Source organism: Bacteroides sp. AF39-11AC, assembly GCF_003474285.1.
In the GTDB taxonomy this organism is placed as follows: domain Bacteria; phylum Bacteroidota; class Bacteroidia; order Bacteroidales; family Bacteroidaceae; genus Bacteroides.
In genome coordinates this window covers 457,441-481,189 of sequence record NZ_QROH01000005.1, presented here as the reverse complement: position 1 = coordinate 481,189, position 23,749 = coordinate 457,441, and the positions used below count along the sequence as shown (strand labels likewise).

The window sequence follows — 23,749 nt, the reverse complement described above, 5'->3', positions numbered from 1 at the left end:
AATAGACATGATAACAAACGAACACATAGAACAATTCATTGCCCAGGCGCATCGGGTAGGAGATGCCGGATTGACAATATGCAGTAGCGGCAATATCTCCTGGCGCATTGATGACGAAGTTCTGCTTTCCGGAACAGGGTCATGGGTACCTTCGCTGCCTAAAGAAAAAGTAGCTGTCTGCCGCCTTTCCACAGGAGAAGTCTTGAATGGAGTGAAGCCCTCTATGGAAAGCGGTTTCCATCTGGGAGTACTTCGTGAGCGTCCTGATGTGAATGTAGTTCTGCATTTTCAGTCACACTATGCCACGGCTGTGGCATGTATGAAGAATCGTCCTACGAACTTCAACGTAACAGCGGAGATTCCCTGCCATGTGGGAAGTGAGATTCCGGTAGTTCCTTATTATCGTCCGGGATCGAAAGAATTGGCCCAGGGAGTGATTGATGCTTTGAAAGATCATAATTCCGTCCTCTTGCTGAAACATGGGCAGGTGGTGTGTGGTAAGGACTTCGACCAGGCTTTTGAACGCGCTATGTTCTTTGAAATGGCATGCCGCATCATTATCCAGTCCGGAGGAGACTATACAGTACTTACTCCTGAAGAAATCGATGATCTTGAAACATACATTTTAGGAAAGAAGACTAAATGATGAATACCTATCTGGCAGTAGATTTTGGAGGTGGAAGCGGTCGCGTTATGGCCGGTTCCATCTGCCAGGGTACGTTGAAACTGGAAGAGGTGTACCGCTTTCCAAACCGTCAGGTGCGGATGGGAAACCATGTGTACTGGGATTTTCTTGCCTTGTTTGATGAGATGAAGAACGGACTCCGGCAAGCGGTGCGCAAGGGATATCATATCAGGAGCATTGGTATTGATACCTGGGGCGTGGACTTTGGATTGATAGACCGTAACGGTAATTTGCTGGGAAATCCTGTGTGTTATCGTGATCCCCGAACGGATGGTTTACCGGAGGAGTTTTTCGGTGGTGATCTTGTTCGGCATTATTCCGAAGTCGGCATACAAGTGATGTCCATCAATACACTTTTTCAGCTTTACAGCATGAAGAAAAGCGGTGATGTGCAATTGGAAGTTGCAGACCGTCTTCTGTTTATGCCCGATCTTTTCAGTTACTTCCTCACTGGGGTGGCAAATAATGAATATTGCATTGCATCCACCTCCGAACTGCTTGATGCACATAGCCGGACCTGGAATCAGCCACTCATCCATCGATTGGGAGTACCTGCACATCTTTTCGGAAACATTGTGATGCCCGGTACGGTACGTGGCAAACTGAAACGGGAGATTGCTGAAGAAATCGGTCTGACGGATGAAGTGGATGTCATAGCTGTCGGTTCGCACGATACGGCGAGTGCTGTTTATGCGATTCCTTCGACACAGGTGGATAAATCCCGTTGTGCTTTCCTCAGTTCCGGTACGTGGTCTCTGCTGGGTGTTGAACTGGATGAGCCTATTCTCACGGAAGAAGCTTGCCGCGCCGGTTTTACCAATGAGGGCGGGGTAGGCGGTAAGATTCGTTTCCTTCAGAATATCACCGGGCTTTGGATCTTGCAACGCCTTATAGCGCAATGGAAAGAAAGAGGAGAGCGATGTGGGTACGATTTCTTGCTTTCTGCTGCCGAATCTGCGGATATTTCATCCGTCATTGACGTAGACGATAAGATATTCCAGAATCCTGTGGATATGGAAGATGCCATTGCGGAGTATTGCGAAGCGCACGGGCTGCCTATACCGGAAACTTACGGTGAGGTAGTGCGTTGTGTACTCCAATCACTTGCCTTGCGCTATAAGCAAGGAATAGATCAACTGAACCGCTTGCTTCCTGCTCCGATAGAACAGCTCAATATCATCGGTGGCGGATGCCGTAATTCACTGCTGAACCGCCTGACTGCCGAGGCTTTGGGTATTCCCGTTTATGCCGGACCTGTAGAGGCAACCGCTATCGGTAATATCCTGGTGCAAGCCATTGCCAAAGGAGAGATCGGCAGCCGTGAAGAAATCAAAGAATTTATTTAATAACTTAGCCGGAACGCAGATAAACACTGCTTTGCGTAGATAATTATCGTATCACTTTTTAATCTGCTAAAATCTGTGTTTATTTGCGTTTCAATATTGATTTACTATGGACACATCAATCAAACGTTATCCCGCCAAAGAGCATCATCAGCCGGTGGAGCGTATCTGCCGGACACTGGAACTCCGTGACGATCCGAAGTTGATAGCCGAATACCGCCGCCGGCACAGTCGGGAAACTATCTGGCCCGAAATACCTGCCGGTATTCGTGAAGCCGGCATTCTGGAAATGGAAATATATCTTTTGGACACCCGCCTGTTTATGATAGTCGAAGTGCCTGTAGGGTTTGACTGGGATGCAGCTATGGAGCGCCTCGCTTCCTTGCCCCGGCAGCAGGAATGGGAAGACTATATGGCCATCTTCCAGCTTGTAAAACCCGGTTCCACTGCCGCCGAGAAATGGCGACCGATGGAGCGTATTTTCCACCTTTATGATTAATCCCAGCCAAAGAAATAACTACCATGAAGAACAACACTAAGAAAAACAGCATTATCAGTAAAGACGGAGTAAGCTACCTCATTCCGTTCATTCTTATCACCAGTTGCTTTGCCTTGTGGGGCTTTGCCAACGATATCACGAATCCTATGGTGAAAGCCTTTTCCAAGATCTTCCGTATGAGTGTTACCGACGGGGCACTGGTGCAGGTGGCTTTCTATGGCGGATATTTTGCCATGGCATTCCCCGCAGCTATTTTTATCCGTCGCTTTTCATATAAAGCAGGGGTACTGTTAGGGCTGGGGCTGTATACTATCGGTGCATTCCTCTTTTATCCTGCCATGCTGACAGGCAATTACTATCCCTTCCTCATTGCCTACTTTATCCTGACATGCGGACTCTCGTTTCTGGAGACAAGTTGTAATCCGTATATTCTTTCTATGGGTGATGAAGCTACATCCACCCGCCGCCTGAATCTCGCACAGTCTTTTAACCCGATGGGCTCGTTGTTGGGTATGTACGTGGCGATGAATTTTATTCAGAATCGCTTGAACCCGATGGATACGGTGGAACGCAGTCAGCTTTCGGATATTGAATTCGCTGCGGTACGTGATTCGGACCTGATGGTACTGATTGCGCCTTATCTGATTATCGGGCTTGTTATTTTGGCAATGCTGATTGTGATTCGCATGGTGAAGATGCCGAAAAATGGTGATCGGTCTCATGACATCAACTTCCTGCCTACATTGAAACGCATATTTAGCATACACCATTACCGTGAAGGAGTTATCGCACAATTCTTCTATGTAGGTGCGCAGATTATGTGCTGGACATTTATCATTCAATATGGTACGCGCTATTTCATGTCGGAAGGGATGGAAGAGAAAGCTGCGGAAGTGCTTTCACAGCAATATAATATTGTGGCTATGATTATTTTCTGTGCCAGCCGTTTCATCTGTACGTTTATTTTAAGGTATCTCAGTCCGGGACTGTTGCTGAAAGTACTGGCTATTGCAGCCTGCGTATTTACGGCCGGGGTGATTGGTTTCCAGAATATCTGGGGAATGTATTGTCTCGTAGGGGTATCAGCCTGTATGTCTCTGATGTTCCCCACGATTTACGGCATAGCTTTACAGGGATTGGGCGATGATGCCAAGTTCGGTGCTGCCGGATTGATTATGGCAATTCTCGGAGGTTCGGTATTGCCCCCGATTCAAGCAAGCATTATAGACTGCCAGACGCTTCTGGGCATACCGGCAGTAAGCCTGTCATTCATTCTTCCGTTCATCTGTTTTGTGGTAATTGTAATCTATGGTCATCGGTCGTATTGTAGGGAGAAAATGCGAAAGCAATTATAGATACTTCTGATTTTGATAATGAAGAGCCTTTTTCAAAAAAAAAGGCTCTCTTTTTGTTTTATATGGTTGCATTTCTTCTTTTTTTGCTACTTTTGTATTGCAAAATAAAACAAGTAAATATTTCGCATAACATAAAATTCTTCTGGTACAGATGAAAAAATATTTTCTACTTCTGTTTTTCTATCTCTTATTTGTAATTTCAGCTTTTGCACAAAAAGATGCGATAGACGGTAAAAGTTATATCCTTTGTATAAACTCATATACGGAAGCTTCTCCCTGGAGTAGCCGACTCATTTCCAACGTTACGGAATTCGTTCAGCGGGATCCTGAAATCACTCTCTATGTGGAGCACCTGAATATGCTGTTGGTTGAAAATGATTCCATCTTGGAAGAGTTCAAATATAATATATTTGATAAATATAAAGATCGTTCTCCGCGTATGTTGCTATTATTGGGAAATTCAGCATTGATGTTACGGGATGAATATAGAAAGGTTTGGGGAGATATTCCTATTGTGCTTTGTGCGCAGGAAAGCTATTTAGATTCTTATGAAGCTTACATTCACAGGCAGCTTTCTACATCGAAAGAACGAACTCCTCTTTCTTATTTAGTTGACCCTTATAATTTGGTTTATCTGTATGCTGATTTGTTTATCCCGGAAAATATTCGCTTAATGAAGCAGATGATTCCCGATATGGAAAAGTTTATATTTATAGGTGATGGGCGTAAAGTCAATCAGGACAATGCTGCACTTATCAAGCGAGAACTAAATACGAATTATCCGGATGTCAAATTTCAATTTTGGTCTGCTGAAAATCTAACGACTAATCAGTTGTTGGACTCCTTGTATTTTGTGAATCCTAAAACAACGGGAGTTTTGTTTGCTTCGTGGTTTTATAAATACAAATTAGCTGGTAATAGTGTGTTAGCTACAAATTCTCATAAGCTTATAGCGACTACTTCTATCCCTATCTTTTCTCTTAGCATGGTAAACTTAACAAGTGGAAAAGAAGGAATGTTAGGTGGATATACTTACAATCAGGAGCGTTATGATGAGAGATTGATTCAAACCATTATGGATGTGTTGAAAAGCAAACAAGCGCGTAATATTCCCTCCTATATAGCCACAGATGGAGCACCCGTCATTAATTATGAGATACTGATACGCGAAGGGCTTTCTTCTTCTGTATGTCCTGCAAATACTCGTTTCCTGAATAAACCGCCTACGTTTTGGGAACATTACCGGTACTTCATTTTGGGAACTCTCTTTTCTATTCTGCTTCTTACACTGTTTTTCCTGTACCGTATTCGCAATTTGAACGAGTTAAAGAAAGCGCAACAGAATGAGATAGATGCAATGACTACCTATAAGATGCTGGTGAATAATATGCCTTTGCTCTATATGCAGGAAGAACTGGTGACGGATGAGAATGGCAATCCCGTCGAATTGATCTATCGGAATGTAAACTCGGAATTTGAGAAACAGTTCTATCGTAAGGAGGAAGTCATAGGCAGGAAGGGCAGTGAGGTATTCCCTGAATCTATGCCCGAATTTCTGCACTTCACTAAGATGGCACTGACAGAGAAAAGAGCCATTACATTCCCTTATTATTTTAAAGCCATAGATACTTTTTACGATGTGGTACTGAAAGGGACCCATCACGGGAATATGATTGATATTTTCTGTCTGAACAGCACGGAACTACACAAAGCACAGCAAAAGCTGAGCGCCACCAACAGTAAGCTGGCAATGGCTCTCGACATTGCTAACATTGTGCCCTGGAAGTGGGATTTGAAGAGCAAAACAATTCTATGTGACATCAACAGGCCGATTGAATTGAGCACTGACGAACGGGAGGTGGAAGATGCACAACTGTCTGTGCCCGATTCCCAGTATTTCGCTAAAATATTCAAGGAAGACCGTGAACGGGTGAAACAGGCTTACCGTGACTTGATAGAAGGAAGGGCGGAAAAAGTGAAAGAAGAATACCGCATCATCGATGTACAGAAAAACAACCTGCACAAAGTGGAGTGGGTGGAGGCACAGGCTGCCGTAGATACTCGTGATAAAGATGGAACCCCATTGACTCTGGTGGGTTCATCCCTTGTCATCACAAACCGGAAGAAGATGGAGCAGGAACTTACTACAGCAAAAGACCTTGCCGAAGAGTCTAACCGTTTGAAGTCGGCTTTCCTGGCTAATATGAGTCATGAAATCCGTACCCCACTGAATGCTATTGTCGGTTTTTCGGGGATATTGGCATCTACCGAAGAGGAACAGGAAAAACAGGAATATGTCAGCATTATCGAGAACAATAATACTTTGTTGCTGCAACTCATCAGTGATATCCTTGATTTGTCGAAGATTGAGGCAGGAACGTTGGAGTTGAATTACTCAAATGTCGAACTGAATGAACTGATGAGGGAATTGGAGCGTGGTTTCTTGTTGAGAGTAAAGACGGATGCTGTGAAACTGGAGTTTGTAGAGCCTGCTGAGCCATGCATGGCCTATACGGAAAAGAACCGGTTGTCCCAACTGATGATTAACCTTGTGACAAATGCCATTAAGTTTACCGAAAAAGGAAGCATTCGTTTTAGCTATGAGATGCGGGAGAATGAATTATATTTCTATGTAACCGATACCGGATGTGGAATCCCCAAAGATAAGCAGCAAAACATTTTCGGGCGTTTCGTCAAGCTGAACTCTTTTGCCCAGGGAACCGGACTGGGACTTTCTATCTGCAAAACGCTGATGGACCGTATGGGTGGCAGAATCGGTGTAGAGTCGGAAGAGGGGAAAGGTTCGACTTTCTGGTTTACGCTTCCCTACAAACCGGCAGTGAAGGAGGATAAAAAACAGGCTCCAAAGGACATTCAACCTGTTGCAGTGGAAAGGAACAAACTGACCATACTGATTGCGGAAGATAATGCAAGCAATTATAAGCTTTTTGAATCCATCCTGAAATACGACTATCATTTGATTCATGCCTGGGATGGCATGGAGGCTGTGGAAATGTTCCGAGAACATAGCCCTCAGATTGTATTGATGGATATCAATATGCCTGTAATGGACGGATACGAGGCTACCCGGGAAATCCGTAAGTTCTCCGCAAAGATTCCTATCATTGCCGTTACAGCTTTTGCCTATGCTTCGGATGAACAGAAGGTGATGGAAAGCGGATTCGACGGATATATGCCCAAGCCTATCAATGCCAAGTTGCTGAAGGCGCAATTGGTGGATATTATGCAGAAGCGTATCATCTTGTTATAAGATGAAAGTTTCTCATTTTCAGTTGAATTGTTTTTAAATTTATTTTTCAGTTGAATGTTTTCCAATGCTGTGTTTCAGCACAGGCAATGCCACACTTCGTGGGTGCCGATGCCACACTTGGACGAGCGTGAAGTGTGGAGTCTGTCCTGTTCAGGTGTGGCATTTGCCCCGCTCAGGTGTGGCGTTTCTTTTGATATTCCGCCGGTGTCATCCCCGTCATCCGTTTAAAGAATTTGCTGAAGAATGACGGATTGGGAAATCCCAGTTCATCCGAGATTTGGAATACCAACAAGTCACTGTGTTTCAGCAGCACTTTTGCTTCAAGAATAACGGCTTGGTTAATCCACTGCATTACCGTCTGCCCGCTTACTTCACGAATAACCGTACTCAGATAATGAGGAGTCAGACACAGTTTATCTGCGTAGAAACTGATGTTACGTTCACGTTTACTGTGTTCATTAACCAACCCGATGAAGCGGCGGAATACTTCTTCCTGGCGTGAGAGCTGCAATGGGGCGGACTCTTCGTTCTTTGCATGGATATACCTTATATTATAGAGTAATGCTATAGTCAAGTGTTGCACTACTTCCCGGCGGAACGGAACTTTGTGCACGGTATCCCATATCATTGAAAAGAAAGCATCGATTTGCTGTAATTCTTCTTCTGTGGGCGAAATGAAAATGCCATGCTTTGTGTACGAACCCGTCAGTGCACTTCCTTGTGCGATGGGCAGAAAGTTATTATCGGGAACGATGACCTGAAAGTCATAATCCTCGCTGATTTCCAGAATTTCTATCAGTGAATTGATAGGACTGATAATGATCATTGGTTCTTTTACCTTATATTCTATCAGATTGATGGAAATCCGTCCTTCACCTTTCAGTATACGGATGATCCGGCTTTCTTTAGTGCGGTAGGGTTGTCCTGTGTTAAAGAAAATGCTATCCATTTGGGCAAAGCTGATGACAATGCCAAGATCGCGGTTGATAAAGCGGAAACCGTTATTGTTTACGATGTTTTGATTACTCAGCAGGTCACCGAGTCCAAGCTCCATAGGTTTACTCTTTTCCATATCCTTTTCCTCCTTTAGCTTATCTATCTGTGGCAAAGATAAGAAAATAGTAGGGTTTTCTGTCTTTTAATACTGGTGATCGAACAAATGGAACATCATTGCGCACAAATAGAATGTATCCATATACTTTTAAACTCTATCTTTGTGTCCTATAAAGAAATAAACAAGAAATATATATGGAAATGAAACGAACTATTCTCTCTTTTTCCTTTGTTCTTGCGGCAATGCTGGCACATGCGCAACTCACGCTGGAGGGATGCCAACACTCGGCACAGACCAATTATCCGCTGGTGCGGCAATACGGTTTGATAGAGAAAGCGCGGGAGTATAATCTTGAGAATGCTGGAAAAGGTTATCTGCCGCAGTTCACGATCTCGGGAAAAGCAACCTACCAAAGTGATGTCACAAAGCTGCCCGTGGATATTCCGGGAATCAACATAAAAAGTATGCCCAAAGATCAGTATCAGGTGATGCTGGAAGTGTCGCAGAACATCTGGGACGGTGGAGATATCCGTTCCAAAAAGCAACTGACCCGGGCTACTTCGGAGATAGACCGCGGGAAGCAGGAAGTGGATATGTATGCACTGAATGACCGTGTGAATCAGCTATATTTCGGCATCCTGTTGCTGGACGAACAGTTGAAGCAGAATCAGCTTTTACAGGAAGACTTGGGACGCACTCATCAGCAAGTGTCCAACTATATGGCAAACGGCATTGCCAATCAAAGTGATCTGGATGCTGTAAGCGTGGAGATATTGAACACGAAGCAGAGACGCATTGAGCTGGAATCTTCGCGACAGGCCTATTTGAGTATGCTCTCTATCTTTATAGGAAAGGAAATTGCTTCCGGAACTACATTGGAGAAGCCCGCCGATACTTTTGAATCCACTTCATTGGTGAACAACCGTCCGGAACTTCGCTGGTTCGATGCCCAAGGCGGACAATTGAACGTACAGGAATCTTCATTGAAGACGCGCTTCCGTCCCCGCTTCGGGCTGTTTGTGCAGGGAGCTTACGGAAATCCGGGACTGAACATGCTGAAAGACGATTTCTCCGCATACTATGTAGCAGGAGTCCGTATGTCGTGGAACTTCGGTAGCCTCTACACGTTGCGCAATGATCGGAGGCTGATAGATAACAACCGCCGTAAACTGGAGATCAGCCGCGATGTGTTCCTGTTCAATACCAACCTGCAATCTACGCAACAAAGCTCGGCCATCCAGTCCATGCGCCGACAGATGATGGATGATGATGAGATTATCCGTTTACGTGTCAACATCCGCAAGGCTGCCGAAGCTAAAGTGGAGAACGGTACGCTGACCGTAACCGATATGCTTCGTGAAATCACTGCCGAGAATCTGGCACGTCAAACCAAGGCTTTGCACGAGGTGCAGTTACTGATGAACATCTGGAATCTGAAATATACGTTGAATAGTGATTAGTGGTTAGTGGGTTGCGCTATTATTCCGCATGGTGCTAATCACTAATCACTAAACGCTAATCACTAATCACTAATCACTAAATACTAATCACTAAATACATGAAATCAAGGAATTTATTGGGACTTTGTTCCCTATTGGCCCTCTTTTCCGCTTGTGGAAACGGTACTCCGAAATATGATGCAACAGGAACGTTTGAGACTACGGAAGTGCTTGTATCTGCCGAAGCGTCGGGCCGCCTGCTTTATTTCGATATCGAAGAAGGGATGTTGCTGAAGGCCGGTGAAGAAGTCGGCGTAGTAGATACCGTACAGCTCTACCTGAAGAAGCTGCAACTGGAGGCAAGCATTAAATCCGTCGAAGAACAGCGCCCTGATATCCTGAAACAGGTAGCCGCTACCAAAGAACAGATATCTGCCGCTGAGCGCGAACGGAACCGTGTGGCAAACTTATTAAAAGTAGGTGCGGCAAACCAGAAACAACTGGATGATGCGGAAGATCAGCTTGAAGTGCTCCGCAAGCAACTTGTTGCGCAGAACTCTACCTTGTCCAACAGTCATCAGAGCCTGACGTGGCAAAGTTCATCCGTCGGTATTCAGGTGGCACAGGTGGAAGACCAGTTGAAGAAGTGTCACATCACTTCTCCGATAACCGGCACTGTACTGGCAAAGTACGCCGAACCGGGAGAACTGACCGCTATGGGCACTCCGCTCTTCAAAGTGGCCGATACGGAGCAGATGTACCTTCGTGCTTACATCACCTCCGAACAGCTGTCGCAGGTAAAACTGGGACAGAAAGTAACCGTCTTCTCCGATTACGGCATCGATGAGCACAAGCAGTATCCGGGCGTGGTAACCTGGATTTCGGATACCTCGGAATTTACCCCGAAGACTATCCTGACCAAGAATGAACGTGCCAACCTGGTGTATGCCGTGAAGATTGCCGTGCACAATGACGGGCTGTTGAAGATAGGTATGTACGGGGGAGTGGAGTTTAGTGATTAACGGTTAGTGATTAGTGATGAGTTTATGGAATATGCGGTTGTTGTAGATAACGTTACCAAGAAATATGGGGCGGTGGAGGCGTTGAAGGGTGTTTCCTTGACGGTTCCTTCCGGAGAGTTGTTCGGCATTATCGGGCCTGACGGGGCGGGGAAGACTTCTCTTTTCCGTATCCTCACTACTTTGCTGCTTCCCGATAGTGGAAATGCTTCTGTGTGCGGTCTGGATATAGCGAAGGATTATAAAGAAATCCGTCGTCGCGTAGGCTATATGCCGGGACGCTTCTCCCTCTATCAGGACTTGACGGTAGAAGAAAACCTGAACTTCTTTGCTACAGTTTTCCATACCACCATTGAAGAGAATTATGAATTGGTGAAGGATATCTACCAGCAGATAGAGCCTTTCCGCAAACGCCGTGCCGGAGCTTTGTCCGGAGGTATGAAGCAGAAACTGGCGTTGAGTTGTGCGCTTATCCATAAACCGGATGTGCTTTTCCTCGATGAGCCGACAACAGGAGTCGATCCTGTTTCCCGCAAGGAGTTTTGGGGGATGCTTCGCCGGTTGAAGGAACAGGGCATCACCATCATAGCCTCTACGCCTATTATTGATGAAGCGCGCCAATGTGACCGCATTGCTTTTATCAATGAGGGACAGATACATGGAATAGATACTCCGGAACGTATTCTGAATCAGTTTGCAAGCATTCTCTGTCCGCCGGGGCTGGAACACGACAAAGTGGAACAGAAAGATGAGTATGTCATCGAAGTGGATAAGCTCACCAAACGTTTCGGCAATTTCACGGCAGTGGATCATATCTCCTTCAAAGTCCATCGTGGCGAGATATTCGGCTTTCTGGGTGCCAACGGTGCCGGAAAGACTACTGCCATGCGCATGCTTACCGGATTGAGCCATCCCACAGGAGGCACGGCCCGCGTAGCCGGTTTCGATATTGCCACACGGACGGAGGATGTGAAAAAGAATATCGGCTATATGAGCCAGAAGTTTTCTCTTTACGAAGACCTGAAAGTGTGGGAGAATATCCGGCTGTTTGCCGGGATTTACGGCATGGCAGAAGATGAAATAGCCCGCAAGACCGATGAACTTCTGGAACGCATCGGGCTGAGTGCCGAACGTGATACGCTGGTAAAAGGTCTGCCGCTGGGTTGGAAACAGAAACTTGCTTTCTCCGTTTCTATCTTTCACGAGCCGAAGATCGTCTTTCTGGATGAGCCGACGGGTGGGGTAGATCCTGCCACCCGTCGCCAATTCTGGGAGCTTATTTATCAGGCTGCCGACCGGGGAATCACCGTCTTTGTCACTACCCACTTCATGGATGAGGCCGAGTATTGCGACCGCATTTCTATCATGGTGGATGGTGTGATTCGTGCTCTCGATACGCCCGATGAATTGAAACGGCAATTTAAGGTTGCTACGATGGATGATGTTTTCCAGCAGTTGGCACGGGAGGCGGTGCGTACGGCGGATTAGCCGATTCATAACATAATTAGTAAGAACAATGAAACAATTTATAGCTTTTGTCCGAAAGGAATTCTTCCATATCTTCCGCGACAGGCGAACCATGCTGATATTGCTGGGGATGCCTGTGGTGCAGATTATCCTTTTCGGCTTTGCCATAACCACGGAAGTGAAGAATGTCCGTGTCGCCATTCTCGACCCGTCGAACGATGTTGTCACCCGGCGCATTATCGACCGTCTGGATGCGAGTGAATATTTCTCCGTCACCACGAATCTGAATACTCCGGACGAGGTTGAGAAGTCTTTCAGACGGGGAGACATTGATCTGGCAGTCATCTTCAGCGAGCAATTTGCGAATCACGTTTATACCGGAGATGCTTGTGTACAGTTGGTGGCCGACGCTACCGACCCCAATACGGCAACCACACAAACCGGTTATGCCGCCAACATCATATCCTCTGCCGGACGTGAAATGCTTCCGGCGGGAATGCAGATTTCCACTATTCTTCCCGAAGTGAAGCTGCTTTATAATCCGCAGATGAAGAGTGCCTACAACTTTGTGCCGGGCGTGATGGGGCTGATCCTGATGTTGATTTGTGCCATGATGACTTCCATTTCCATTGTCCGGGAGAAGGAGACGGGAACGATGGAGATATTGTTGGTTTCTCCGGTGAAGCCGCTGTTCATTATTCTTGCCAAGGCAGTTCCTTACTTTGTGCTTTCATTTGTCAACCTGACAACGATTTTGCTACTGTCTGTCTATGTGCTCGATGTTCCCGTGGCGGGTAGCTTGTTCTGGCTGATTGTGGTATCATTGCTCTTTATCTTTGTTTCCCTGGCTCTGGGCTTGCTGATTTCCTCGGTGACTCGGACACAGGTTGCTGCCATGCTTGCATCGGGATTGATACTGATGATGCCTACCATGCTGCTCTCCGGTATGATATTCCCCATAGAGAGCATGCCCTTGCTGCTTCAAGGCATTTCGGCCGTACTTCCTGCCCGTTGGTACATTCAGGCTGTGCGGAAGCTGATGATCGAGGGAGTGGACATCTCACTGGTATTGACGGAAGTCAGTATTCTTGCCGTAATGGCGGTTGCGCTGATTACGATTAGTTTCAAGAAGTTTAAGAACCGATTAGAATAGGAGGGTAGAGGTATGATAAAGTTTCTGATAGAAAAAGAATTCAAGCAGTTGCTCCGTAACTCGTTCCTGCCGAAGATGATTCTTGTCTTCCCCTGCATGATTATGATACTGATGCCCTGGGCGGCGAACTTGGAGATAAAGAACATCAACCTGAATATTGTGGATAATGACCACAGCGTCCTTTCGCGCCGCCTTGTGGATAAGATCGGCGCGTCCACCTATTTCCGTACAACGGATCTTCCTGCTACTTACAATGAAGGATTGCGCTCCATCGAAATCGGTTCGGCGGATATTATCCTGGAGATTCCCCGTGATTTCGAGAAGAACTGGGTGACGGGCATAAGCCCCCGCCTGCTGGTTGCTGCCAATGCTGTAAATGGTACAAAGGGTGGTTTGGGAAGTTCTTATCTTTCCTCCATCATTAATGACTATACCCGTGAATTGCAATCGGAATCACCGGCAAGGGCAATGTCTGCCGGAATGGGATTACCCCGGATTGGTATTACAACGCAGAATCTGTTTAATCCGAACTTGAATTACAAGCTCTTCATGGTACCGGCATTGATGGTCATGTTGCTGACAATGATTTGCGGTTTTCTTCCCGCCCTCAATGTGGTAGGCGAGAAAGAGGTAGGCACTATCGAGCAGATCAATGTAACCCCTGTTTCCAAACTGACGTTTATTTTTGCCAAACTGATCCCCTACTGGTTGATTGGTTTTGTTGTACTCACTATATGTTTTTTTCTGGCATGGCTGCTTTATGGTATTCTGCCTGCGGGACATTTCGTGACGATATACCTCTTTGCGGTGGTCTTCCTGTTTGTAGTTTCCGGATTCGGTCTGGTGATTTCCAATCATTCCGCTACCTTGCAGCAGGCTATGTTTGTCATGTGGTTCTTTATGTTGATTTTTATTTTGATGAGTGGCTTGTTTACCCCTATACACAGTATGCCGGAGTGGGCGCAACTGATTGCTGCGTTTAATCCGTTGAAATACTTTGTAGAGGTAATGCGTACCATTTACCTGCGGGGTGGCGGCATTGTGGAGTTACTTCCACAGTTGGGGGCATTGACAGCTTTTGCGGTGTTCTTTAATTTGTGGGCGGTGAGGAGTTACAGAAAGAGCAATTAAATGCTGTTATTGCAGCATGGCCCATTTTGTCATTCCTATTATGCGGATAATTCCGTATTTTCTTCTACTTTTGCATCCAAATTAATTATATCTGATATCCTAATGAACACGCAGACAACTTATCTTGCCTCTAAGCCGCATTATGAAATCCTGGATGGATTGCGTGGAGTGGCAGCTGTTATGGTCGTAGCCTTCCATCTTCTTGAAGCACATTCAGGTGGCAACCATCTCGCACAAATCATTAATCACGGCTATCTTGCCGTCGACTTCTTCTTTATGCTTTCGGGTTTTGTAATCGGTTATGCCTATGATGACCGCTGGAACCGGATGAGTATTGGCACTTTTTTCAAACGTCGTGTCATCCGCCTGCATCCTATGGTAATTATGGGCAGCATTATCGGCGCCCTTTTCTTTTTCTTCCAGAAATCCCCCTGTTTTCCCAATATAGATAACGTATCGGTCGGAACAGTTTTGATAATCATGCTTTATGGCTGTACGTTGCTTCCCCTTCCTTTGAAGTGGGACATTCGTGGGTGGACGGAAATGCACCCGTTGAACGGGCCGGCATGGTCGCTCTATTATGAATATATCGGCAATATCCTGTACGCACTGTTTGTCCGTAAGTTCAACAAGGTAGCTTTGTCCATCCTTGTTTTTCTGGCAGCCTGTGCCACTTTGCATCTCTGTCTTACGGCGCCCAATGGTGATATCGTAGGCGGATGGGCATTGAATTGGGAACAGCAGTATGTGGGCTTTATCCGTTTGCTCTATCCGTTCTTTGCAGGTTTGCTGCTTTCACGTCTGGGCTGGCTCATACGGGTAAAGAAACGTGCATTTTGGTGGTGTAGCCTGATGATTGTGATAGTTCTTTCCGTTCCCCGTATTGGCGGTGAAGATGGCTTCTGGATGAACGGACTCTACGAGGCACTTTGCATTATCTTTATCTTCCCGGTCATTGTTTCGATGGGAGCCGGTGGCAAAGTAACGGGAAAACGCTCTGTAGGTATCTGTAAGTTCCTGGGCGATATCTCATATCCCGTTTATATCACTCATTATCCGCTGATATACACATATACAGCCTGGGCATGCAATAATAATGCGACCATTACCGAAGGTCTTCCTTATATGATACTGACCTTTGTCGGAGCTTTTGTTCTTGCTTATGCTTGTCTGAAACTCTATGACGAACCGGTACGCAAATGGCTGACCAATCGTTTTCTGAAAGGAACGCGTAAGGCGAAATAAATACATCCGGAGATATAAAAAGAAACGGGCAGCTTCTCGCAAGAGAGGTTGCCCGTTCTGGTTAATACATCTGTTGGGTTCACCGGAAACCTTATTTCACTTCAATAGATTTCTTGTTCTTCTGTTTTTCTTCGGCTGAGAACTTCGGCAGATTGATGTTCAGCACACCATTTTCTACTTGTGCTGCAATCTTTTCCTTGTCCACATTGTCCGGCAATATCATGGTCTGTTGGAACTTAGAGTATGAGAATTCGCGACGCAGATAGCGACCGTCTTTCTTTTCCTCCTTGTTTTCAGTCTTCTTTTCCATGCTGATAACCAAATTGTTGTCTTCGTCGATATGAACGTTGAAGTCATCTTTGGTCATTCCCGGAGCAGCCAATTCTACTTTGTACTCCTTTTCCGTTTCCAGCACGTTGATAGCCGGAGCGGTTGCATTGGCTTTTTCCATCCATTCGTTATCAAAGAAATCATTGAAAATACTTGGTAACCAATTTTGAGTTCTTCTAACAGGCATCATAATTTTAGTCTCCTATCCTTTAAGTTAAACATTCGGTTAGTTCTGAACTTCCGGTCTTGGACTGCTTTCGGGAGCCGTTTCTTAATCACTCCCATGCGGTTCCTGAACCGTCGTTCACAAACATAATCGCAAAACGTATGCCAATTGATTTTAGTTTCGCTGATTAACAAAATGTCACTAAAGTTCTGACAAAATTACTTGTTTTATGCCGTTTTGTACATTTATTATATAAAATTGCTTTCGAATACTATGGATGTGAAATGTTTCGCCTCCGGCTTATTCGTTTCCCTGATAGTCGAAATAATCAAAGTCAGCCTGTGCCTTTGAAGAAGCGGATACGGCATACAAGCCCAATATGATACCGGTAAATCCGCCGGCAGTTTCGGTGCTGAGATAGCGCGTATTCATCTTGGCTATTTCCTGGAACTTATTTCCGGCGATGGAATAGCCGAATGAATAGAACTCATTATTCCCTTTGACCTGAAGCTGCACTTTTCCTTGGGGGATATTGATTTCCTTTTCTATATGTTTCAGTTCTCCCAACTGATATCTCAGGACGATAGACTGCTGTCCCTTAGCATCCTGCCTTATAAAAAAATCATAGTGCGAATGATTCTCCATGAATACCGTTATTCCGGCTTCGTCCTGCGGTTGCCCTTTCTGTAGTTCAACGGATGTTGCGGCTGTGAAGTCGATATGTTGCTGTCTGCGGCCGATGAAAGTAGGAGAGTCCATACTGTTCAGATTGACGGGAGTTGCTTTCAATCGGAGTGTCTTACCGTTCAGGATGTAGTTCTCCTGTTTGGGATTGCGCAGATAGATCCATTCCGGTCCCAGTTTCTCGGTGTTGAAGGTAGTGCGGGGAGCTTTCGAGTCAAAAGGCTGCTGTGGAAGGGTGGGGACATCCATCTGTAAGGTTATGCTTCCATCTCCATTTACCACAGGCCAGGCATTCTTATCCCATCGTACAGGTGCGATAAACGTTTCGCGCCCCAGCAGATGATGCGAGCCGGTTTGCGGACGGAATGCGAGACATACCATCCACCACGAACCATCGTGAGCTTCTATCAGATCGGCATGACCGGTTCCCTGTATCGGACTGTTCTGTGCGTTTTTGTTTATGTGTGTCAGGATGGGGTTGGCGGGATTACTTTCATACGGGCCGTCAATATCCCGGCTACGGGCAATGGTTACCTTATGCCCATATTCAGTACCTCCTTCGGAAATCAGCAGATAATACCAACCATCTTTCTTATAAATATGTGGTCCTTCCGGATGGCGTCCGCCCGTACCGTTCCAGATACGTTTGGATTCGCTTAACTGTTTTCCGGTCATCGGATTAATTTCGCATAGGTAGATGCCTACATCCGGATTGCTGACCAAATAGCACTTTCCATCTTCAAAATAAAGAGATGGATCAATACCTCCTTGCTTTATCCAAACCGGTTCTGACCATTCACCACGTGGATCAGTGGTGTGAACCAGGAAATTCCCCTTGTCCGAAACATTGGTGGTAATCATGTAAAACACTCCCTCATTGTATCGGATGGTAGGGGCGTAGATTCCGCCCCATGTGCCGGCATTGGTTAACTTCACCTGTGATTCCCGTGTCAGGCAATTCCCTATCTGTTCCCAGTTTACCAGATCCTTACTATGAAACAGGGGCACTCCGGGGAAATAACAGAAACTGCTGTTGACCAGATAATAGTCTTCGCCAACACGGCAAACACTCGGGTCCGGATGGAAACCCGGAATGATTGGATTTTGATATCCTTGTTGGGCATGTGAAAGATTTGCCAGTCCCATCATAATAAAGATGGATAAGATGATTTTCTTCATATATGTGCCTTTTAATATGATATTATTGCAGTTTGAAACGCATTCTCCACCGTTTGGCTTCTTCATTCCAGTCGTGGCTGATGACTTTGAAGGTTCCTACTTCAGAGGTATTTTTTACGTGCGTTCCCAAACAAAGACATTCATCATAATTACCTACTTTCACTATGCGTACGGTTTCCGAAGCATCTTCAGGCAGTCGTTTTAAGTCAAAGCGTCCTTGTGCTTCTTCCTGCGTGATGAATTCTGTGGTAACATCCAATCCTTGCGCAATCACTGCATTTACAGCTTCTTCCAGCCGTTTTACATCTTCTTCGGTAGGAGCAGTTTCCAAAGCATAGTCCAGCTTACTTTTCTTTCTCTCTATATGTGCTGATACTGACCGTCCACAACCGAAAAGATTCATCATGGTACGGTTAACTATATGCTCGCAGGTGTGCATAGGTGGGTATTCCTGTTTGTTGTGGTCGTTGAGTTGAATTTGTTGTTCCATATTGTTTAGTATCTTTTTATTACATTCCTATTTCTTGGCTAATCGAAAATAAAAACATCTTTGCCTTTTTAAGATGCCTGTAAAGCATATCTAATCTTCATTATTTACGTTAATGATTAATATCATAAATCTTGCCATAATAATATTTTTGCGTAAAGGTAGGGCTATATTCTGATATTGAAAAGATTTATATTGTAATTTGTTTAGGCTGTATTTAATTAACCTGTATGCATGGATGGGTATTTTTTGTTTGTTGTAGTCGTTGGTTTTGCTTTTTTCTAAACCCCTCGAATTCGAGAGGTTTAAAATCAGAGTTATATAATAGCTTTCACAATTCTAAGTATCCGGTTATCTTTTTATATCTCTTATTTTCGTCTTATATACGAAATAAGCCTACTGGAAATGATTAAGATAAATACTTCTCCCACAAGTAACGCAACGGTCCGAACAACCTCCCGGTCACATTCCGTTCATCCGTCATAACTTCCGCAATTCCGGTTAGTTCACCTTTAAACTCCAATACTTTCCCATAAGACGTCCGTAAATCTTGTGGTAAGCTTACGGTTACGGTATACATACTTTTATCATCTGTCAGTAGAGAGATGGATAACACTTTTCCCGTCAGAAATCCGAATTCCATATAAGGATATCCTGTCACACTGATATTTACCCGTTGTCCGGGTTTCACTTTGCCCGAACCGTTAACGGGTAGCTTTATCTTGCCGATAATATCCCCGGTCTGCGAGGCCACGATGGAGAAAACTTTATCTCCGCTGTTCACATTCTGATTCTTTTGCCATACGTCGTTGTAAGATAGTATGCCATTTGCCGGACTAGTGAAGAGATATGTCATTTTCCAGTCCTCAATGCCTACCTGTAGCTCATCATAAGCAGCTTTTAATGTTGCTACTAAGTTGTTAGCCTCCCGGCTTCGTTCCATTTGAGTTTCCAGAATATTTTGTTGCAACTGTGCTTCCTGTATTTTGGCGGATGAGAGCGAAGTCATCATTTGCTCTTGTCCCTGCTGCTTGTTCAGAAATGCCTGTTTAGCCTCTTCATAGTCCGATTGTGCCGTTAGTCCTTCACCAAAAAGTTTCTTTTCCCGGCTGTGTACAGTCTCAGCTATACGTACCTGTTCCTTATCCAGTTCTGCCTGACGATTCAGATGTTTTATATAGTTGCGATATTCCTGCAATTCCTTGCGAGTTGCCTCTATTTTCTGTTCGTAAAGATCTAAAGACAGGAAATTACGATAATCTGTCAGGCTCTTGATAAATGTGGCATAGGCCGCCTGTACACTGCCCAAAGCTAATTTTTCGGGAAATACAGTGCTGTGTATGCAACTATCTGTCAGGCAGAAATCCTGCAAGATTTTTTCCAGTAGTAAAACATCCTTTGTCTCTGCCGGATTTTCCAGCACGGCAATGATCTTACCGACTTTCACCCGTTCCCGGTCTTTGCCATATACTTCCTTTATTTTCCCATTTCCCCGTGCCACTATCCATACGGGTGGATGCTCCGTAGTGACCGTAATTTCCGCACTCACTACATCCGGATACTTAAAGAAACATCCTCCGATAAAGAACAGGGCCAACACAGTGAAGAATACTGTGATTCCCCACCTTACCAGCGCATGTGGCGGACGTGTCAGTATCTCCTGCACCTCCTCACATCTCAGTTCAATATCTTTTTCTTCTTTTTCCATGCCTCTCAGACTTCCTGTTTATCAGAGTTCCAACTGGTTTTTCACTAACCTGTAATAGATACCTTTCTTTACAGTAAGTTCCTCGTGTGTTCCCATCTCTGCTATATGTCCCTGTTCTATTACTACTATCCTGTCTGCATTCCTGACGGTACTCAGCCTGTGAGCTACCACTACTGATGTCCTTCCTTCGAAAAATTTCTGCAAATTCTCCATGATGATGCGCTCATTGTTAGCATCCAGTGCATTGGTAGCTTCATCGAAGAAGATGAATTCCGGATTCTTATATACGGCGCGGGCAATGAGAATACGTTGTTTTTGTCCCTGGCTCAGTCCATGCCCTTCTTGTCCTATTTTTGTGTTATATCCCAGCGGTAATTCTGCTATAAATCCATGTATGTTTGCCACTTCTGCGGCGTGGCGCAAGCGTTCTTTATCTATGTGTTCCACTCCCGGCGCAATGTTTCCCGCAATGCTATCAGAGAAGATAAACCCATCCTGCATTACGACGCCACACTGTTTCCTCCACTCCCGGATACTATAATTTTCCAATGGCGTATCTCCCAACAGTATTTGTCCGCTTGCAGGCGGATAGAACCCCAATAACAACTTTACGAGTGTTGTTTTTCCACTTCCGCTCATACCAACCACGGCTGTTTGTTTTCCTGCTTTTATCTCCAGATTGATATTATCCAGTGTCGGAAATTCGCTCAACGGGTCGTATTTAAAATTTAGATTCTCTATTCTCAAATCTTTTCCCACAGGGATTTCCCGTATCAATTGTTTTGTTGGTTCTTCTTCATCCGGCTTGTCCCGCACTTCACCCAGACGATTCATACTGAGGCGTGCATCCTGCATGTCGCGTGCGAAAGTTATCAAATCATTCACAGGACTGTTCAGTTGCCCAATGATATACTGTACGGACAGCATCATACCCAGTGTCATTTCTCCCCGTACCACAAGGCTTGCTACCAATCCCGTTATTATAATGTTCTTGGTTTGGTTTATCAATACCGCTCCCGAATCCTGATATTGTCGCAGGGCAAGGCTACGAATATTCACTTTGAACAATTGTGCCTGTATGCGTTCCCATTCCCATCGTTTTTGTTGTTCACAGGCACTCAGCTTGATTTCCTGCATACCATTTACCAGTTGTACCACTGTACTCTGATTGGCACTCTGCTGTGCAAAACGCTTGTGATCCAGTTCCGCCCGCTTCTTCATGAAAAGCCAAACATAAGCCACATAGAGCACACTGCCTCCCATGAAGATAAGGAAAATCATCCAATTATAGAGTAACAGTACAATACCGAAAACCACGATGTTGAATGTAGAAAACACTACACTCAAACTACTTCCCGTCAGGAAATTCTGAATACGTGTATGGTCGTTGATGCGTTGCAGGATATCTCCTGTCATTTTAGTGTCGAAGTATCCCATAGGGAGCTTCATTAGCTTAATAAGGAAATCTGAAATGAGGGCAATATTGATACGTGTTCCCAGATGTAACAATATCCAGCCACGAATAAACTCCACGGCACTGCTACTGAAACTCAACATGAGTTGAGCTATCAGTATTAGGTATATAAAGCTAAGGTTTTGATTATTAATACCAAAGTCTACGATGGATTGTGTAAGAAATGGGAGCATTAGTTGTATCATGCTGCCTAAGAGCAAACCTAACAACAGTTGTCCAATCAAATTTTGATAGGGGAGAAGATATGAATATAGAAATCTAAAACCTTTACGGTCAATGGTTTCATCTTCGTCTTTCATCGCATAGAATTCGGGAGTTGGTTCCAGCAACAGCGCAACCCCTGTATTTTCTCCATTCTTTCGCGAACTTATCCAGCAACGGCTAAATTCTTCTTTGGTATATTTCAGTTTTCCCGCTCCGGGATCGGCAACCCATACTTGCTGATTGTTTATTTTGTAGACTGTAACAAAGTGCTGTTGATTCCAATGTACGATGCAAGGCAGGGGAGCTTCCAGGAGTTTGTTATAATCTACTTGCACGCATATACTCCGAAAGCCTAACTTCTCAGCAGCCTCACTGATACCCAGTATAGATACACCTTCACGGGTGATGAATGATTTTTCCCTTAACCCACCCAGTGAATAGTGCTTACCATAGTAAGCAGACACCATGCGGAGACAGGTGGGGCCACAGTCCATGACATTATGCTGGATGTAAAAAGGGAAACTTTTCATAGCTACATAGTCCTAAAACATTTAGAACGCAAATGCTCTTAGAATCTCATTTTTGAATAAGACTGTCTAAAACTTGTATAAGCCTTTCTCCATGCAAATCTTTTGCAATGATACGTTGTTCTTTATCTATCAAAAAGTTTGTAGGGATTACTTTAATGTTCAACTGCCGCAATAATCTGGAGCGTTGGCCATTAGGATATGTCCCTATTAGATGCTTAAATATTTGTGTAGAATCTTCATTTATAGCTTTCTGCCAAGCTTCTCGTTTATCATCAAGAGAAACAGCATACACGGCAAAATTATTAGGGTATTTCTGTAAAGCATGTTTGATTGTTGGCATTTCTTGACGACATGGTTTGCACCAACTTGCCCAAAAATCGACTAATGTATAATCTATATCTAAATTACTTGTTGATATTTTATTTCCTTCTATATCAAAAAAAGTAAGTGCTAACTTGCTTCCTAAAGATAGATCCAGTAGTTCAATTTGAAGTCTATTCTTTCTCAATTCAAAAAGTCTTTCTCCTGCATTCTTTGATTCTTCGGATATAGGAGCAAGTTTTCTATTCCCCACAGACTCCTGTAACATGAGATGATTAGGAAATTTTTTAGCTACTAATTTTGATAATGCTTTTATTTCAGGTTTTCTTTCTGGAAAATCTACTGATAATATAATATAAGCATCATGGACTATATACCCCAATTTAGCTGTTTTAAGCCTGTTCATTGATTTAATAAACCACTCGGATTTAAGATGCTCAATACTATCTTTTTTATCTTCTGAAATTAAATCTTGCAATTTCGAACGATATGCCATTCTCTCTTGCCAAAAGACGTACATGCTATTGTTAAACTCCCCTTTAACGGCTTTTTTATAGGAAAAAGACTCTCCGTCAGATTCTTCCACATTCATTATAACACATGAATCCGGTTCTATTGGAAGCGAAAAGTTAGGACCATTTTTTGAAAATAGTATTGCTGCTTCACATTCAATAGGTATATTTGCCTGCAATTCTGCTTTACATTGGCCTTTTTCAATAAATACAGAGTCAAATATAACTCTTTCATTACCAGAGAGCCACTCCTTGAAACCATATAGATAAATCCATTGGTCTTCGCTACAAACATAATTGTCTAAAAGCAAGACAATCTTAGCTCTTTTTTCACTAGGGCCAGAGTTTATAGCAAGTATCATTTTCGTATTGCTAAAGGCAATTTGTACGTTTACAGAAATGGATAAGGTCAGAAACGATAATAAAATAAATAATATCTTTTTCATATGTAATAGACTTTTTTATGTTGCTAAAATATGAAAGCCTACGCAGA

At 44.3% G+C, this 23,749-nt stretch carries 18 protein-coding genes; 11 read left to right on the top strand and 7 right to left on the bottom strand.

What is annotated here, in order from left to right; genetic code table 11:
* Positions 1–7 precede the first annotated feature (7 nt).
* The 5 genes from DW036_RS13215 to DW036_RS13195 all read left to right on the top strand — a co-directional run bounded on the left by DW036_RS13215 (position 8) and on the right by DW036_RS13195 (position 7,153).
* On the top strand, positions 8–646 hold the full coding sequence (locus tag DW036_RS13215; RefSeq protein ID WP_118464779.1) for a class II aldolase/adducin family protein: 639 nt from the start codon (positions 8–10) through the stop codon (positions 644–646).
* The gene (locus DW036_RS13210; protein WP_187374613.1) at positions 646–2,031 is read left to right on the top strand and encodes a rhamnulokinase family protein; all 1,386 of its coding nucleotides are present in this window, start codon (positions 646–648) and stop codon (positions 2,029–2,031) included. The genes DW036_RS13215 and DW036_RS13210 overlap by 1 nt, the downstream gene beginning before the upstream one ends.
* 106 nt (positions 2,032–2,137) lie before the next feature.
* Positions 2,138–2,527: an L-rhamnose mutarotase gene (locus DW036_RS13205; protein WP_118464777.1), complete on the top strand. Its 390-nt coding sequence runs from the start codon at positions 2,138–2,140 to the stop codon at positions 2,525–2,527.
* A 23-nt stretch (positions 2,528–2,550) separates the two neighbouring features.
* On the top strand, positions 2,551–3,882 hold the full coding sequence (gene fucP / locus DW036_RS13200) for an L-fucose:H+ symporter permease (protein ID WP_118464776.1): 1,332 nt from the start codon (positions 2,551–2,553) through the stop codon (positions 3,880–3,882).
* A 151-nt stretch (positions 3,883–4,033) separates the two neighbouring features.
* Positions 4,034–7,153 (top strand): ATP-binding protein, encoded by a 3,120-nt coding sequence (locus DW036_RS13195; RefSeq protein WP_118464775.1) that lies wholly within the window; start codon positions 4,034–4,036, stop codon positions 7,151–7,153.
* A 172-nt stretch (positions 7,154–7,325) separates the two neighbouring features.
* Here the strand turns inward: DW036_RS13195 and DW036_RS13190 are convergent, their stop codons facing one another.
* Entirely contained in the window at positions 7,326–8,225 is a 900-nt protein-coding gene (locus DW036_RS13190) for an AraC family transcriptional regulator (protein WP_118464900.1), read from the bottom strand.
* A 176-nt stretch (positions 8,226–8,401) separates the two neighbouring features.
* Between DW036_RS13190 and DW036_RS13185 the strand changes: the two genes are divergently transcribed.
* From DW036_RS13185 to DW036_RS13160, 6 genes are all read left to right on the top strand, one after another.
* Complete coding sequence (locus tag DW036_RS13185) at positions 8,402–9,667, top strand: TolC family protein (protein ID WP_118464774.1); 1,266 nt, start codon at positions 8,402–8,404, stop codon at positions 9,665–9,667.
* Positions 9,668–9,765: 98 nt separating this feature from the next.
* Entirely contained in the window at positions 9,766–10,668 is a 903-nt protein-coding gene (locus DW036_RS13180) for an HlyD family secretion protein (protein WP_118464773.1), read from the top strand.
* Between the two features lie 24 nt (positions 10,669–10,692).
* On the top strand, positions 10,693–12,153 hold the full coding sequence (locus DW036_RS13175) for an ATP-binding cassette domain-containing protein (RefSeq protein ID WP_118464772.1): 1,461 nt from the start codon (positions 10,693–10,695) through the stop codon (positions 12,151–12,153).
* Between the two features lie 28 nt (positions 12,154–12,181).
* Positions 12,182–13,285 (top strand): ABC transporter permease, encoded by a 1,104-nt coding sequence (locus DW036_RS13170; RefSeq protein ID WP_118464771.1) that lies wholly within the window; start codon positions 12,182–12,184, stop codon positions 13,283–13,285.
* Positions 13,286–13,297: 12 nt separating this feature from the next.
* Positions 13,298–14,416 carry an ABC transporter permease gene (locus DW036_RS13165; RefSeq protein ID WP_118464770.1) on the top strand — a complete coding sequence of 373 codons (1,119 nt, stop codon included), beginning with the start codon at positions 13,298–13,300 and terminating at the stop codon, positions 14,414–14,416.
* Between the two features lie 102 nt (positions 14,417–14,518).
* Complete coding sequence (locus DW036_RS13160; RefSeq protein WP_118464899.1) at positions 14,519–15,661, top strand: acyltransferase; 1,143 nt, start codon at positions 14,519–14,521, stop codon at positions 15,659–15,661.
* A gap of 91 nt (positions 15,662–15,752) precedes the next feature.
* Here DW036_RS13160 and DW036_RS13155 read toward each other — a convergent pair whose 3' ends face one another.
* From DW036_RS13155 to DW036_RS13130, 6 genes are all read right to left on the bottom strand, one after another.
* A complete protein-coding gene (locus DW036_RS13155; RefSeq protein WP_007214301.1) occupies positions 15,753–16,181 on the bottom strand; it encodes an Hsp20/alpha crystallin family protein in 429 nt (142 codons plus the stop codon).
* Positions 16,182–16,457: 276 nt separating this feature from the next.
* Positions 16,458–18,020, bottom strand: coding sequence for a glycoside hydrolase family 43 protein (locus tag DW036_RS13150; protein WP_118464769.1), 1,563 nt, complete (start codon positions 18,018–18,020; stop codon positions 16,458–16,460).
* 22 nt (positions 18,021–18,042) lie between these two features.
* Positions 18,043–18,510, bottom strand: a complete 468-nt coding sequence (locus tag DW036_RS13145; RefSeq protein WP_007214299.1) for a hypothetical protein — start codon at positions 18,508–18,510, stop codon at positions 18,043–18,045.
* Positions 18,511–18,916: 406 nt separating this feature from the next.
* Entirely contained in the window at positions 18,917–20,215 is a 1,299-nt protein-coding gene (locus DW036_RS13140) for an HlyD family secretion protein (RefSeq protein ID WP_118464768.1), read from the bottom strand.
* 21 nt (positions 20,216–20,236) lie between these two features.
* The gene (locus tag DW036_RS13135; protein WP_118464767.1) at positions 20,237–22,423 is read right to left on the bottom strand and encodes a peptidase domain-containing ABC transporter; all 2,187 of its coding nucleotides are present in this window, start codon (positions 22,421–22,423) and stop codon (positions 20,237–20,239) included.
* A gap of 46 nt (positions 22,424–22,469) precedes the next feature.
* A complete protein-coding gene (locus DW036_RS13130) occupies positions 22,470–23,702 on the bottom strand; it encodes a TlpA disulfide reductase family protein (RefSeq protein ID WP_118464766.1) in 1,233 nt (410 codons plus the stop codon).
* Positions 23,703–23,749: the final 47 nt, after the last annotated feature.

Excerpts from the sequence above, each read along its gene's own strand:
- DW036_RS13215 (WP_118464779.1), top strand. The coding sequence starts at position 8 with ATGATAACAAACGAACACATAGAACAATTCATTGCCCAGGCGCATCGG.
- DW036_RS13210 (WP_187374613.1), top strand. The coding sequence starts at position 646 with ATGAATACCTATCTGGCAGTAGATTTTGGAGGTGGAAGCGGTCGCGTT.
- DW036_RS13205 (WP_118464777.1), top strand. The coding sequence starts at position 2,138 with ATGGACACATCAATCAAACGTTATCCCGCCAAAGAGCATCATCAGCCG.
- fucP (WP_118464776.1), top strand. The coding sequence starts at position 2,551 with ATGAAGAACAACACTAAGAAAAACAGCATTATCAGTAAAGACGGAGTA.
- DW036_RS13195 (WP_118464775.1), top strand. The coding sequence starts at position 4,034 with ATGAAAAAATATTTTCTACTTCTGTTTTTCTATCTCTTATTTGTAATT.
- DW036_RS13190 (WP_118464900.1), bottom strand. The coding sequence starts at position 8,225 with ATGGAAAAGAGTAAACCTATGGAGCTTGGACTCGGTGACCTGCTGAGT.
- DW036_RS13185 (WP_118464774.1), top strand. The coding sequence starts at position 8,402 with ATGGAAATGAAACGAACTATTCTCTCTTTTTCCTTTGTTCTTGCGGCA.
- DW036_RS13180 (WP_118464773.1), top strand. The coding sequence starts at position 9,766 with ATGAAATCAAGGAATTTATTGGGACTTTGTTCCCTATTGGCCCTCTTT.
- DW036_RS13175 (WP_118464772.1), top strand. The coding sequence starts at position 10,693 with ATGGAATATGCGGTTGTTGTAGATAACGTTACCAAGAAATATGGGGCG.
- DW036_RS13170 (WP_118464771.1), top strand. The coding sequence starts at position 12,182 with ATGAAACAATTTATAGCTTTTGTCCGAAAGGAATTCTTCCATATCTTC.
- DW036_RS13165 (WP_118464770.1), top strand. The coding sequence starts at position 13,298 with ATGATAAAGTTTCTGATAGAAAAAGAATTCAAGCAGTTGCTCCGTAAC.
- DW036_RS13160 (WP_118464899.1), top strand. The coding sequence starts at position 14,519 with ATGAACACGCAGACAACTTATCTTGCCTCTAAGCCGCATTATGAAATC.
- DW036_RS13155 (WP_007214301.1), bottom strand. The coding sequence starts at position 16,181 with ATGATGCCTGTTAGAAGAACTCAAAATTGGTTACCAAGTATTTTCAAT.
- DW036_RS13150 (WP_118464769.1), bottom strand. The coding sequence starts at position 18,020 with ATGAAGAAAATCATCTTATCCATCTTTATTATGATGGGACTGGCAAAT.
- DW036_RS13145 (WP_007214299.1), bottom strand. The coding sequence starts at position 18,510 with ATGGAACAACAAATTCAACTCAACGACCACAACAAACAGGAATACCCA.
- DW036_RS13140 (WP_118464768.1), bottom strand. The coding sequence starts at position 20,215 with ATGGAAAAAGAAGAAAAAGATATTGAACTGAGATGTGAGGAGGTGCAG.
- DW036_RS13135 (WP_118464767.1), bottom strand. The coding sequence starts at position 22,423 with ATGAAAAGTTTCCCTTTTTACATCCAGCATAATGTCATGGACTGTGGC.
- DW036_RS13130 (WP_118464766.1), bottom strand. The coding sequence starts at position 23,702 with ATGAAAAAGATATTATTTATTTTATTATCGTTTCTGACCTTATCCATT.